Below are 12,792 nucleotides of genomic sequence, written 5' to 3'. Positions count from 1 at the left end.
TGGGATGCTTTCGATGAGGAAATACCTGTTTTCGGCAGGATTCGCGCTCCTGTTAGCGGCGACCTCGGTCTCTGTCACCACGATGGTACCGCCGGCCTTCGCCAGTGAAATCAAGTATGTCGTCAACAACATGCCGATCACCACCGGCGACATCGCGCACCGGGCTGCCTTCCTGAAACTGCAGCGCAAGAAGGGTGACGCGGGTCAGGAAATGATCGACCAGACGCTGCGTATGGCGGAGGCCAGGCGTCTCGGCATCCGCATCTCCGACGCCCAGGTAGAGGCTGCCTATCAGCGCTTTGCCTCGAGCAACAAGATGCAGCTCAAGCAGCTCGACGGTGTCATGGCGCAGTCCGGCGTGACCAAGGAGCATTTCAAGGAATTCATCCGCTCCCAGATGGCGTGGAACCAGGCGCTGAGCGCACGCTACAGCGGCGGCGGCGGGGAGGTGAGCGAACAGGATCTGGTCAAGCGCATGCTCGAAAAAGGCGGCGCCAAGCCAAGCGCCACCGAGTACATGCTGCAGCAGGTGATCTTCGTGGTGCCGAAGGCCGAGCGCAGTGCCACACTCGCCAAACGCAAGCGCGAGGCTGAAGCCATGCGCGCCCGCTTCAATGGCTGCAACACCACGCGTGAATTCGCCAAGGGCCTGATCGACGTCACCGTTCGCGACCTCCCCCGATTGCTGGCGCCGCAACTGCCGCCGGACTGGGCCGAGCAGATCAAGGCCACCAAGCTGGGCGGCGCCACGGCCGTGCGCGAGACCGATCGCGGCATCGAATTCATCGGCATCTGCTCGTCGCGCGAGGTTTCCGACGACAAGGCGGCCCAGATGGTGTTCCAGAGCGAAGGCAGCGGCGACAAGAACGCCGACGAGCTCTCGGCCAAATATGTCGAAGAGCTGAAGGCGAAAGCCAAGATCGTTACGCGCTGAACCGGCCCAGCCGTGCATGAGACAGAGCTTCCGCTGGCGCTGAGCGTCGGCGATCCATCCGGCGTCGGTCCGGAAATCGCCATTGCCGCGTGGCAGAGCGCCCGCGGTTCCGGTGCCGCGCCCTTCTATCTTCTCGCCGATCCGGCGCTGATTGCCGCGCGGGCGCGCCGGCTCGGCGCGGCGGTGGCAATCGCCGAGACGGTGCCGGCCCAAGCAGCTGGTGTCTTTCAACACGCCTTGCCCGTGGTGCCGCTGGCGGCCCACTTCACCGACGATCCCGGCCGGCCCGACCCGGCCAATGCCGCCGGTATCATCGAGGCCATCGATCGCGCCGTCGCCGACTGCCTTGCCGGTCACGCGGCCGCGGTCGTCACCTGCCCGATCGCCAAGAAGCCGCTTTACGATGCCGGCTTCGGCTTTCCCGGTCACACCGAATATCTGGCGCATCTGGCCTCGCTCCACACCGGCGGCACGGTGACGCCGGTGATGCTGCTCGCCGGCCCCGAATTGCGCACCGTTCCGGTCACCATCCACATCGCGCTGGCCGAGGTGCCGAAGACGCTGACGACGGAGCTGATCGTTGCCATCGCGCGCATCACCGCCGGCGATCTTGCACGCCGTTTCGGCATCGCCAGGCCGAGGCTCGCGCTTGCCGGCCTCAATCCGCATGCCGGCGAAAGCGGCGCCATGGGGACAGAGGACGAGCGCATCATTCGTCCTGCGGTCGACATGTTGCGGGCGCAAGGCATCGATGCCTTCGGGCCGCTGCCGGCCGATACGATGTTTCATGCGCGCGCCCGCGCCGGCTACGACGTGGCGGTCTGCATGTATCATGACCAGGCGTTGATCCCGGCCAAGGCGCTGGCCTTCGACGAGGCCGTCAACGTCACGCTTGGCCTGCCGTTCATCCGCACCTCGCCCGATCACGGCACAGCCTTCGACATCGCCGGCAAGGGCATCGCACGTCCCGACAGCCTGATCGCGGCGCTGAAGCTGGCCCGCCGGCTGGCCGATACCGGCGCAAAGCCCGCAGCTGCATGAGCCCAAAATCATGAGCCAAATTCATGAGCATTGACGGGCTGCCGCCGCTGCGCGAGGTGATCGAGCGCCATGGACTGCAGGCAAAGAAGGCGCTTGGCCAGAATTTCCTGCTCGACCTCAATTTGACCGGCAAGATCGCGCGGGTCGCCGGCGACCTCACCGACAGCACGGTGATCGAGGTCGGCCCCGGCCCCGGCGGGCTGACCAGGGCGCTGCTCGCTGCCGGTGCCCGCCGCGTCGCCGCCATCGAGCGCGACGAACGCTGCCTTGCGGCCTTGGCCGAGGTCTCCAACCACTATCCGGGCCGGCTCGAGGTGATCAGCGGCGATGCGCTGAAGACGGATTTTGCCGCTCTTGCCAAGACCGCGTCACAAGACGGCCCGGTGAGGATTGCCGCCAACCTGCCCTACAATATCGGCACCGAGCTGTTGATCCGTTGGCTGACCGTGGCGGACTGGCCACCCTTCTATCAATCGATGACGCTGATGTTCCAGCGCGAGGTGGCCGAGCGCATTGTCGCCGGTGCCGGCAGCGATGCTTATGGCCGGCTCGGCGTGCTGGCGGGCTGGCGGACCGAGGCGAGGATCGCCTTCGACGTGCCGCCGCAAGCGTTCACGCCGCCACCCAAGGTAACGTCCTCGGTGGTGCATCTGGTGCCGCGCGCCAGCCCTTTGTCAACCGACGTGAAAAAACTCGGTCGCGTCACCGAAGCCGCTTTCGGCCAGCGCCGGAAAATGCTGCGGCAGAGCGTGAAGAGCCTGGGTGGCGAGGCACTGCTGACGCGCGCCGGCATCGATCCGACCCGGCGTGCGGAGACGCTCAGCGTCGAGGAATTCGTGCGGCTGACAAACGCGGTTTGACCGGCGGCGCTAGCGCCGCCTAGCAATCGTCATTCAAACGCATTACATTGACATCGAAGGAGATTGCCATGCCAGCAAATGCACTGGTCCAGACGCGTATCGACGCCGACATCCGGGATCGAGCTTCGGCGGTGCTCGAAAGCATGGGGCTGACGGTCTCGGATGCGGTGCGGATATTGCTCACCCGAACCGCCAACGAGGGTGCGCTGCCCATCGATCTCGTCACAAACAACGAGGCGTATGATTTATGGTTTCGCGCCAAGGTTCGCGAAGCGCTCGACGACACCCGACAAGACATTCCTGATGATCAAGTCGAGGCGCATTTTGCCGAGAGACGCGCCGCGGCGCGGCGTTCGGGTGAACCTAAATCTTGAAGATCGTCTGGTCGCCATTCGCGCTTTCAGATCGCGACGGCATCTTCGCGCATATCGAGGCCGACAATCCTGCGGCCGCGATCGCCACCGATGAGCGGATCGTCGCCGCAATCAACCGTCTTCGGGACCTTCCCCAAAGCGGCCGGATCGGCAGGCTTGCAGGGACACGAGAGATCGTCATCGTCGGCACGCCATATGTCGCGGCCTATCAGCTGACCAACAGCACGATTCGAATCCTGCGCGTGCTTCACGGAGCGCAGCGTTGGCCGGACGATCTGCCAGGCAGCTGATGCGGCTAATTTAGATTGCCAGCGGTGGACGAGCTATTCCGTCTTCTCGTCCAGCAACCCCGAGACGAAATCGAACAGCCCGGGCCGGCGGTCGCGCCGCAGCCTTTCCGCCGTCACGATGCCACGCACTTCGGCGAAGGCGCGGTCGAGATCGTCGTTGACGATGACAAAGTCATATTCCTTCCAGTGCTCGATCTCGTTGCGGGCGTTCTTCAGCCTGGTCTCGATCACGTGCTCCTGGTCCTCGGCGCGGCGCTTGAGGCGCGACTTCAATTCCTTCATCGACGGCGGCAGGATGAAGATCGAGACGATGTCGGCGCGCATCTTCTCCTTGAGCTGCTGGGCGCCTTGCCAGTCGATGTCGAAGAGCATGTCACGGCCCTGCGCCAGCGCCAGTTCGGCCGGCTCGCGCGGCGTCGCGTAGCAATTGCCGTGCACCTCGGCCCATTCGAGCAACGCGTCGGAATCGCGCAGCCGCTCGAACTCGCGCGTGGTGCGGAAGTGATAGTGGACGCCCTCGATCTCCGAGCCGCGGCGTGGCCTGGTGGTGACCGAGACCGATAATTCCAGGCTGCCGTCGCTTTCCAGCAGGTTGCGCGCGATCGTCGACTTGCCGGCGCCCGACGGCGACGACAGGACCAGCATCAGCCCGCGGCGGCGAATGCGGGATCCGAGATCCCTGGCAACCATCGGCTCCTTGCCACCCATTCGGGTTTACTCCAGATTCTGGACCTGTTCGCGAAACTGGTCGACCACCGCCTTCAGTTCCAGCCCGATGGCGGTGACAGTGGCGGCGTTCGACTTGGAACACAGCGTATTCGATTCGCGGTTGAATTCCTGCGCCAGAAAATCGAGCTTGCGGCCGATGGCGCCGCCATTTGCCAGCAGCGCTCTGCCCGACGCCACATGCGTCTTCAGCCGGTCGATCTCTTCACGGATATCGGCCTTGGTAGCCAGGAACGCCGCTTCCATGTGCAGCCGGCCGGCATCGAGATTGGCCGACGCATCCATCAGCAGCCGCACCTGTTCGGCGATCCGCTCGCGGATTGCCGCCGGCTCGCGCGACGGGTCGGCCTCGGCTTGAAGCGTCAACGCCTCGATGGCGTCGATATGGCCGGAAAGCAGCGAACGCAGCGCTTCGCCCTCGCTCTGGCGTGCCTGCTCGAGGCCTGTAAGCGCCGTTTCCAGCGCCGACAGGATTGACGCGTCGAGTGCTGCCCGCACCTCCTCGGTTTCGCTGGTTTCAGGGATATCGAGCACGCCGCGCAGGGAAAGCAGACCGTCGGCAGTTGCCGGACCAACACCGAACTGGTCCTGCAGCCGCTTGGCCAAGCCCGCCAGATCCCTGAGGAAGGCTTCGTTGACCACTGGCTGCGCCTGCTGGCCGGCGGCGCGGCCGACGGTCAGCGTCGCCTGGAAATTGCCACGCGAAAAGCGCTTCTGCAGCGTCTGCCGCACAGTCGGTTCGAGCCGCTCGAAACCTTGCGGCAGCCGCAACCTGACCTCGACGCTCTTGCCGTTGACCGACTTGACCTCCCAGGCGATCGAGGCGCCGTCATGTTCGGCAACAGTGCGTGCAAATCCGGTCATGCTCTGCAAATTCATGATGCGGCTCGTGTCTCCCTGATGGTCCGATTCTAACAATTGCGCATGCGTTCGATATCACGGGCAGCGCGAATGTCAGAATCGCAATACCGGCAAGATGTTGATTTCCGCTGTCGTTTCGATCTCGCAGGGCTGAAATCGAGATTCAGAGGCACCCGAGCAAGACCGAAAACGCTTCGAACCCCGCTACTCGTTCAAAGCAGCAGCGCGTCCGCCTCTGTCCGCATCGCTTAAGGTCGATCCGTCTGAAAGCGCCGGCCTGCTACTGGGCGGCACCCGTATCGCCGGCATCACCGCTGTCACCGGCGGCATCGCCACTTGCGTCACCGTTGTCGTCGCCATCCGCCGGCGCATCGGTCTGGCCCGGAGTCTTGGCGCCCTTGGCGGCGTCTTCAGCCTGCTTCTTCTGCAGTGCCCGGTAGCGGGCAACGTTCTCATTGTGCTCGGCAAGCGTGGTGGCAAAGACGTGGCCGCCGGTGCCGTCGGCGACGAAATAGAGATCATCGGTCTTCGACGGGTTGGCGACGGCTTCGAGCGCGGCGCGGCCGGGATTGGCGATCGGCGTCGGCGGCAGGCCATTGATAAGATAGGTGTTGTAAGGCGTCTGTTTCTGGATGTCAGATTGATAAATCGGCCGGTCGGCGGGTTTGCCCTTGCCGCCGAACAGGCCGTAAATGATGGTCGGATCGGATTGCAGCCGCATGCCCTTGGCCAGACGGTTGAGGAAGACGGCGGCAACGCGCGAGCGCTCGTCGCCCCGGCCGGTTTCCTTTTCGACGATCGAGGCCAAGGTGACGAAGTCGTCGACATTGGCCAGAGGCAGGTCGGGCGCGCGCCGCTGCCAGACCTCGTCGACCAGCTTCTTCTGGTCGGCGAGCAGCTTGTCGACCATCTGTTGGCGCGTGGCGCCGCGGGTAAAGCGCAGCGTGTCGGTGGCGAGGCTGCCCTCAGCCGGCTTGGCGGCCGGCATGTCGCCGGTCAGCGCATCCTGCTCGGCGATGCGCTGCAGCGCCTGCTCGACCGTCAGGCCCTCGGGAATGGTCAGCGAGTACATCACCGACTTGCCGCTCTTCAGAAGCTCCATGATGTCGCGCATGGAGGCGCGCGGCTTTATCTCGTATTCGCCTGCCTTCAGCGCTGAATCATTGCCATAGACCCGCACGGCGATGCGGAAGATGCGGGCATCGCTGATCAGCCCACGCCGTTCGAGCTGGTCGGCAATATCCTGGACGCCGGTGCTCGGCTTGACCAGGAAGGTGTCGCCGGCCACCGACGGGCCCGGTTCGTTGAATGCCTGCTTGCCGAAATAGAGCGAAACGCCGGCGGCGAGGATCATCAACATCACCGCGGAGATGACGAAGTTCATGAACACGACGACTTGGCTGCGCGAGGCGCGCGAGCGCTTTGGTGGTGGTGTGCCGGCTTCCGGGCGCAAAGCTTCGGCCGCGGTCTTCGGCACGATCGGGCCGGTCTGCTGGTTTTGTCCGAATTGTCCGCTGCCGCCCGGATTGGTGTTCATTAGCGCCCTACCATCTGATCTCTTAGAGCGACCATGCGCCCGATTGGACGCACAGCGTGCCCTAACATTTCAAGCCTACGCATCGTGCTTTTAAAAAAGCGCCTTCGGTTTCAGGCCGATGCGACGAATCCCCAGCGGCAGAGTAGGCTTGAATATGGCAAAATTGACGACAGACCGCTGGCGCGCCGGTCGATACCGCAATCAGCCTGTATAACGCTGGAATACCAGCGAAGCGTTGGTGCCGCCGAAGCCGAAGGAGTTGGACAGCGCCACGTCGACCTGGCGATGCCGTGGCGTGTTCGGAACAAGATCGATCGCGGTTTCGCGTTCCGGGTTGTCAAGATTGATGGTGGCTGGCGCGATGTTGTCTCTGATAGCGAGGATCGAAAAGATCGCCTCGGCGGCGCCCGCGGCACCCAGGAGATGGCCGATCGACGACTTGGTCGACGACATCGAGATTTTCGAGGCGGCGTTGCCGACCAGCCGCTCGACGGCGCCGAGTTCGATCGTGTCGGCCATGGTCGAGGTGCCGTGCGCGTTGATGTAGTCGACGTCGGCGGGCGTCAGCTTGGCCCGGTTCAGCGCCGCCGTCATGCAGCGGAAGGCGCCGTCGCCGTCTTCGGCCGGTGCAGTGATGTGATAGGCATCGCCGGTCAGGCCGTAGCCGGTGACCTCGGCATAGATCTTGGCGCCGCGCGCCTTGGCGTGTTCGAGTTCTTCCAGCACGACGACCCCGGCGCCCTCGCCCATGACGAAGCCGTCACGGTCGCGGTCATAGGGACGCGAGGCCTTCTCAGGCGTGTCGTTGCGGTCGGTGGACAGTGCCCGGCAAGCAGCGAAGCCGGCAAGCGATAGTCTGGTCACCGGCGATTCCGCGCCGCCGGCCAGCATCACGTCGGCATCGCCGAAGATGATCAGCCGGGCGGCATCGCCAATGGCGTGCGCGCCGGTCGAGCAGGCGGTGACGACGGCGTGGTTGGGGCCTTTCAGCCCATGCCGGATCGATACCTGGCCAGATACCAGGTTGATAATGTTGCCGGGAATGAAGAATGGACTGATACGGCGCGGTCCGCGCTCTTTCAGGATGATAGCGTTCTCGGCGATGCCCTCGAGGCCGCCAATGCCGGAGCCGATCATGACGCCGGTGGCGCAGCGCTCGGCTTCGGTGCTGGGCTCCCAGCCGGAATCCTTCAGCGCTTCGTCGGCGGCCGCAATCCCGTAAAGGATGAAGTCGCCGATCTTGCGCAGTTCCTTGGGCTCGAGCACGGCTTCGGGATTGAGCGTGCCGTTGGTGCCGTCACCGCGCGGAATGACGTGGGCTATCTTGCAGGCAAGATCTTCCACTTCGAACTCGGTGACGCGCTTGGCGGCGCTGCGGCCGGTCAGAAGTTCCTTCCAGCTGTGCTCGAAGCCCATGCCGAACGGCGAAACCAGGCCAAGGCCCGTGACGACGACACGCCTCATCGCAGGTCCTCCCCGGTGATGACTGCGGATAGTGTCAGGCCGAAGCCTTGTCGATGTACTTCACGGCATCGCCGACGGTCAGGATGGTCTCGGCCGCATCGTCCGGAATCTCGACGCCGAACTCTTCTTCGAAGGCCATGACGAGTTCGACCGTGTCGAGGCTGTCCGCGCCCAGATCATCGATGAAGCTCGCCTGCTCCGTCACCTTGTCGGCATCGACGCCAAGATGTTCGATGACGATCTTCTTGACGCGCTCTGCGGTGTCACTCATTTGGGGCATCCTCGTCTTTTGTTTGTCTGTCTTCGTTAGCGGGCAGAATGCCGCTAATCAAGCTGAAAGATGGTCCTGCCGGAAACGCAACGATGCCGGACCGGTTTTTGCCCGAACCGCCGGGTTGCGGGCCGCATTACACGAAAAATGGCTGAGGTCCAAGGCGAAATGGTCTCTTTTCACAAGCCGGCCATGTCTTCTTATCACCCGGCAATATCCCGTCAGATCATGGCCATGCCGCCGTTGACATGGATGGTCTGGCCGGTGACGTAGGCTGCCTCGTTGGAGGCGAGATAGGCGACGGCCGACGCCACTTCACCACTCGTGCCCATGCGGCGCGTCGGGATCGCGGCCATTATCGCGTCTTTCTGCTTGTCGTTGAGCTTGTCGGTCATGGCCGATTCGATAAAGCCCGGGGCGACGCAGTTGACGGTGATGTTGCGGGTGGCGATCTCCTGCGCCAGCGACTTGGAAAAGCCGATCATGCCGGCCTTGGAGGCGCAATAATTGGTCTGGCCAGGATTGCCGGTGACGCCGACCACCGAGGTGATGTTGATGATGCGGCCATGGCGGCGGCGCATCATCGGATGGGTCAGCTCGCGGGTCAGCCGGAACACGGCGGTGAGGTTCACCTCCAGCACGCTGTCCCAATCCGCGTCCGCCATGCGCACGAACAGGCCGTCCTTGGTGATGCCGGCATTGTTGACCAGTATGTCGACGCCTTCGAGTTCGGCTTCGGCCTTCTGGCCAAGCGCCTTGACCTCGTCACGGTCGGCAAGATTGGCCGGGAACAGCTTTACCCGGTCGCCGAGTTCGCCGGCCAGGGTCTCCAGTTTCTCGATGCGGGTGCCGTGCAGGCCGACAATGGCGCCTTGCGCATGCAGCACCCGGACAATCGCCTCGCCAATGCCGCCCGATGCGCCGGTGACGAGCGCCTTGCGGCCGGTCAGTTCGAACATTTTCGTCTCCTGATCTTAAGAGAACACCCTTCCCACGGGAGAGGTTGAATCGCCAGTGGATTATGCAAGCGCGGCCAGCGCCGCCTCGACTTCGGCCGGCGTGCCGACGGCCGATGTGGTGATGTCGCGGCTGATCCGCCGCGCCAGGCCGGAAAGCACCTTGCCGGCGCCGATCTCAAAGAGCGTGGCGACGCCATTGGCGCCGAACCACTCCACCGTTTCGCGCCAGCGCACGCGGCCGGTGATCTGCTCGACCAGGCGGCGCGCGATCTCGTCGGGGTCGCGGGTCGGGGCTACAGTGACGTTGGAGACGACGGGCACGACCGGTGCATTCTTGGTCACGCCCGCCAGCGCCTCGCGCATGACATCGGCCGCCGGCGCCATCAGCGCCGAATGGAAGGGTGCGGAGACCTGCAGCATCAGCGCCCGCTTGGCGCCCTTTTCGGTGCACAGTTTCGCGGCGAGTTCCACCGCCGCCCTGGCGCCGGAGATCACCAGCTGGCCGCCGCCATTGTCGTTGGCGATCTGGCAGACCTGGCCGGATCCCGTTGCGGCCTCGGTGCAAGCGGCTTCGACGTCGGGCTGTTCCAGTCCGATGATCGCCGCCATGGCGCCCTCGCCGGCCGGCACCGCCGCCTGCATGGCGTTGCCGCGGATGCGCAGCAGCCGGGCAGCATCGGCGACCGAAACGAAACCGGCCGCGGCAAGGGCGGAATATTCGCCGAGCGAATGACCGGCAACGTAGGCAACCTTGTCCTTCAGCGAAAAGCCGCGCGCTTCCAGCGAGCGGATTCCCGCCAGCGAGACCGCCATCAGCGCCGGCTGGGCATTGGCAGTCAGGGTCAGCGCCTCTTCCGGGCCTTCCCAGATCAGTTTCGACAGCTTTTCGCCCAACGCATCATCGACTTCCTCGAACACCCTGCGTGCCTCGGGGAAGGCGTCGGCGAGGTCCTTGCCCATGCCGACAGCCTGACTGCCCTGTCCCGGAAAGGTGAATGCGACGGCCATTTGGGCGCTCTCCAGCGGCTGATTTTTCCTGCCTGTGACGCAAGGCGGACCGTCAAGTCAAGCCCGGAGGCGGCATTTCCGCTCTCGCTTGAACCGGAGCTGACCTCGAGTCCCTGTTCCCAAAGGCTTTTTGCCGATCACACCTGATGAAAACCGCTCACGAATCGTTTGCTGGCTCTTCTTATTTTCGCCACAGGCGCTAGCTTTTGCATGACAGTTCTATGACAGAACGGTGGCGCGAGTGGAAATACGCGTTGCTTGGGCCGGGGGAAGAGACGTGGCTAGGATCAGGAAGGGCGCGGCCGTACCCGCGCCACAGTTCTTGGAAGACGATCCGTCCACCGGCTACCTGCCGGGGCGCAGATGGCCGGTCATCCGATACGGTCTGGTCACGCTGCTTGCCTCCGCAATCCTGGTGTTCGCCATCGAATGGATCGTGCGCGGCGACTTCTTCGGCACAGTCGACTTCTTCCTGCAGCCATTCAAGCCGGGCTGGACCACCATCATTGTCTTTGCATTGGTGCTGATGGGACTGGACGCCGTGCTTGGCCGCAGTCACCAGAGCCTGATGATCGTGGCGCCGCTGACGCTGGCGCTGGCCTTTGTCGGGCATCAGAAGTCGCATTATCTCGGCGATCCGCTCTACCCAACCGATTTCTTTATTCGCGCCAGATCATGGCACTGATGCCGCTCCTGGTGCGCGAGCGGCCCTGGACGGCGCTCGCCATGGCGGTCGGCATCGTCGCCGGCCTGTCGCTGCTGATCTATGGCTGGCGGTTGTGGCGCCGCAAGGTTCCGATCCTCAGCCGCAAAGGGCGGCTGGCGCGGCTGACGCTGGCAGTGCCGCTGCTCGCCTTCTTCGTCTCGATCATGGACTACGCCACCTTCTCGTGGACCCGCGACCGGCTGCAGATCATCCCGATCATGTGGGACCAGAAGGAGAACTACGCCTCCAACGGGTTTGCGCTGGCCTTCGCGCTCAACGTGCCGATGGCGCATGTCTCGGCGCCGGCGGGCTATTCCGACAAGGCGATCGACGCGATCGACAGGCCTGATGTGACGGCCTCGGTACCGGATGAGAAACCCGACATCATCGTGGTGATGAGCGAATCTTTCTGGGATCCGACCAAGCTGCCCGGCGTCACAATCACGCCTGACCCGATCCCCAATGTGCGGGCGCTGCGTTCCGGCTATATGTTCTCGCCGGAATTCGGCGGCATGACCGCCAACATCGAATTCGAGGCGCTGACCGGCTTTTCCAATGCCTTCCTGCCGGCGGGCTCGATCCCCTATCAGCAATATGTCCGCACGCCGACGCCGTCGCTGGCGACCTTCCTGAAAAGCGAGGGATACCGGGCGCGCGCCATCCATCCGGGCACCAACTGGTTCTGGAACAGGGGCGCCGTCTATGCCGATTTCGGCTTCAACGATTTCCGCTCGGAAGAGACGCTGCCGCCACTGGAAAAGCGCGGGCCGCTGGCTTCCGATGCCTCGATGACCGACGAGATCATCGCAGAGGCCGACGCCAGCGAGCGGCCGGTGTTCTTCTTCGCCGTCAGCCTGCAGAACCACGGTCCCTACGAGCCGTACCGCTATTACAATCCGACCCACAAGGTCGCGGCACCGATCAGCACATGGGCGCGGGAATCGCTGCTCAGCTACGCCGAAGGCTCCGCCGATGCCGACCGTGGCCTCGAACGATTGATCGAATGGGCGAAGAAGCGCGAGCGGCCGACGGTCATCGCCTTCTTCGGCGACCATCTGCCGCCGCTCGGCCCCGTCTATGTCGAAACCGGTTACCTGAAGGACAATGTCGCGCCGCGCAAGGAACCGACGCCGGAGGCGGCACTGGAGCATCATCAGACGCCGCTGGTCATCTGGTCTAACCGCACCGGTCCGGCGCAGGATATGGGCGCGGTGAGCCCGGCCTTCCTGCCCTACCATATCCTTACCACGGCCGGGATCACGCACCCCTACTATACCGGCTTCTTAGGCGCGCTGCGCGAACGCTATCGCGTCGTGGATCGCAATCTGCTTCTGACACCGTCAGGTGAGGCCACGGCGGACTGGGCGCGGCAGAAGGACATCGATCCGGCGATCAACGATTTCCGCCTGCTGCAATACGATATGATGTTCGGCAAGCGTAAGGCGGCTCCGGACTTCTTCCCCGAAACGATCAACGGTCGTACCCCGCATACGAGTTGATGCCTGGTCTTTTCCAACCCTGCGACGCCAGGACGCTGTCCGGAGCATGCGTTACCCTTGCCTTCCAGCCAAATTGCTATATAGACGCCCGCAATCTGCCGGTCCTTGCTGGGGGCTGAACGGAGGGCCGGAGGTTTTATCCAAAACCTTCGTGTGAAGCCAGAAGCGCTTCCGCCTCCCGTGTCTCCGCTCTCGACCGTCTCGAAATGCTCCTTTCTTCCCCGCCCCTTCGGGACCAGCGGGTCAGAGAAGTTGCAGAGGC

General features: G+C 63.9%; 12 protein-coding genes and 1 pseudogene. 6 read left to right on the top strand and 7 right to left on the bottom strand.

Annotation, left to right across the window (positions count from 1 at the left end; genetic code table 11):
* Nucleotides 1–4 precede the first annotated feature (4 nt).
* From NLY44_RS01340 to NLY44_RS01320, 5 genes are all read left to right on the top strand, one after another.
* Nucleotides 5–934 carry a peptidylprolyl isomerase gene (locus tag NLY44_RS01340; protein ID WP_023754728.1) on the top strand — a complete coding sequence of 310 codons (930 nt, stop codon included), beginning with the start codon at nt 5–7 and terminating at the stop codon, nt 932–934.
* A 12-nt stretch (nt 935–946) separates the two neighbouring features.
* The gene (gene pdxA, locus NLY44_RS01335; RefSeq protein ID WP_031202010.1) at nt 947–1,975 is read left to right on the top strand and encodes a 4-hydroxythreonine-4-phosphate dehydrogenase PdxA; all 1,029 of its coding nucleotides are present in this window, start codon (nt 947–949) and stop codon (nt 1,973–1,975) included.
* A 23-nt stretch (nt 1,976–1,998) separates the two neighbouring features.
* Complete coding sequence (rsmA, locus tag NLY44_RS01330; protein WP_023754729.1) at nt 1,999–2,835, top strand: 16S rRNA (adenine(1518)-N(6)/adenine(1519)-N(6))-dimethyltransferase RsmA; 837 nt, start codon at nt 1,999–2,001, stop codon at nt 2,833–2,835.
* A gap of 68 nt (nt 2,836–2,903) precedes the next feature.
* On the top strand, nt 2,904–3,209 hold the full coding sequence (locus NLY44_RS01325) for a type II toxin-antitoxin system RelB/DinJ family antitoxin (RefSeq protein ID WP_023672731.1): 306 nt from the start codon (nt 2,904–2,906) through the stop codon (nt 3,207–3,209).
* Nucleotides 3,206–3,499: a type II toxin-antitoxin system RelE/ParE family toxin gene (locus tag NLY44_RS01320; RefSeq protein WP_023672730.1), complete on the top strand. Its 294-nt coding sequence runs from the start codon at nt 3,206–3,208 to the stop codon at nt 3,497–3,499. The genes NLY44_RS01325 and NLY44_RS01320 overlap by 4 nt, the downstream gene beginning before the upstream one ends.
* A gap of 33 nt (nt 3,500–3,532) precedes the next feature.
* Here NLY44_RS01320 and gmk read toward each other — a convergent pair whose 3' ends face one another.
* From gmk to fabD, 7 genes are all read right to left on the bottom strand, one after another.
* Entirely contained in the window at nt 3,533–4,207 is a 675-nt protein-coding gene (gene gmk, locus NLY44_RS01315) for a guanylate kinase (RefSeq protein ID WP_023672729.1), read from the bottom strand.
* A 6-nt stretch (nt 4,208–4,213) separates the two neighbouring features.
* The gene (locus tag NLY44_RS01310) at nt 4,214–5,104 is read right to left on the bottom strand and encodes a YicC/YloC family endoribonuclease (protein WP_023695597.1); all 891 of its coding nucleotides are present in this window, start codon (nt 5,102–5,104) and stop codon (nt 4,214–4,216) included.
* A 262-nt stretch (nt 5,105–5,366) separates the two neighbouring features.
* Entirely contained in the window at nt 5,367–6,623 is a 1,257-nt protein-coding gene (mltG, locus tag NLY44_RS01305; RefSeq protein ID WP_023715070.1) for an endolytic transglycosylase MltG, read from the bottom strand.
* A gap of 201 nt (nt 6,624–6,824) precedes the next feature.
* Nucleotides 6,825–8,087, bottom strand: coding sequence for a beta-ketoacyl-ACP synthase II (fabF, locus tag NLY44_RS01300; protein WP_023685687.1), 1,263 nt, complete (start codon nt 8,085–8,087; stop codon nt 6,825–6,827).
* A 34-nt stretch (nt 8,088–8,121) separates the two neighbouring features.
* On the bottom strand, nt 8,122–8,358 hold the full coding sequence (locus tag NLY44_RS01295; protein ID WP_006203723.1) for an acyl carrier protein: 237 nt from the start codon (nt 8,356–8,358) through the stop codon (nt 8,122–8,124).
* A 221-nt stretch (nt 8,359–8,579) separates the two neighbouring features.
* Complete coding sequence (gene fabG / locus NLY44_RS01290; protein ID WP_023747915.1) at nt 8,580–9,317, bottom strand: 3-oxoacyl-[acyl-carrier-protein] reductase; 738 nt, start codon at nt 9,315–9,317, stop codon at nt 8,580–8,582.
* Between the two features lie 60 nt (nt 9,318–9,377).
* The gene (fabD, locus tag NLY44_RS01285) at nt 9,378–10,325 is read right to left on the bottom strand and encodes an ACP S-malonyltransferase (RefSeq protein ID WP_023805665.1); all 948 of its coding nucleotides are present in this window, start codon (nt 10,323–10,325) and stop codon (nt 9,378–9,380) included.
* 277 nt (nt 10,326–10,602) lie between these two features.
* Between fabD and NLY44_RS01280 the strand changes: the two are divergent.
* Nucleotides 10,603–12,530, top strand: a pseudogene (locus NLY44_RS01280) (LTA synthase family protein).
* The last annotated feature ends 262 nt before the right edge of the window (nt 12,531–12,792 follow it).

The sequence above is a fragment of the Mesorhizobium sp. C089B genome (assembly GCF_030323125.1).
Classification (GTDB): domain Bacteria; phylum Pseudomonadota; class Alphaproteobacteria; order Rhizobiales; family Rhizobiaceae; genus Mesorhizobium.
This window is presented reverse-complemented; position numbering and strand designations above follow the sequence as displayed.

Excerpts from the sequence above, each read along its gene's own strand:
- NLY44_RS01340 (WP_023754728.1), top strand. The coding sequence starts at position 5 with ATGCTTTCGATGAGGAAATACCTGTTTTCGGCAGGATTCGCGCTCCTG.
- rsmA (WP_023754729.1), top strand. The coding sequence starts at position 1,999 with ATGAGCATTGACGGGCTGCCGCCGCTGCGCGAGGTGATCGAGCGCCAT.
- NLY44_RS01325 (WP_023672731.1), top strand. The coding sequence starts at position 2,904 with ATGCCAGCAAATGCACTGGTCCAGACGCGTATCGACGCCGACATCCGG.
- gmk (WP_023672729.1), bottom strand. The coding sequence starts at position 4,207 with ATGGGTGGCAAGGAGCCGATGGTTGCCAGGGATCTCGGATCCCGCATT.
- NLY44_RS01310 (WP_023695597.1), bottom strand. The coding sequence starts at position 5,104 with ATGAATTTGCAGAGCATGACCGGATTTGCACGCACTGTTGCCGAACAT.
- mltG (WP_023715070.1), bottom strand. The coding sequence starts at position 6,623 with ATGAACACCAATCCGGGCGGCAGCGGACAATTCGGACAAAACCAGCAG.
- fabF (WP_023685687.1), bottom strand. The coding sequence starts at position 8,087 with ATGAGGCGTGTCGTCGTCACGGGCCTTGGCCTGGTTTCGCCGTTCGGC.
- NLY44_RS01295 (WP_006203723.1), bottom strand. The coding sequence starts at position 8,358 with ATGAGTGACACCGCAGAGCGCGTCAAGAAGATCGTCATCGAACATCTT.
- fabG (WP_023747915.1), bottom strand. The coding sequence starts at position 9,317 with ATGTTCGAACTGACCGGCCGCAAGGCGCTCGTCACCGGCGCATCGGGC.
- fabD (WP_023805665.1), bottom strand. The coding sequence starts at position 10,325 with ATGGCCGTCGCATTCACCTTTCCGGGACAGGGCAGTCAGGCTGTCGGC.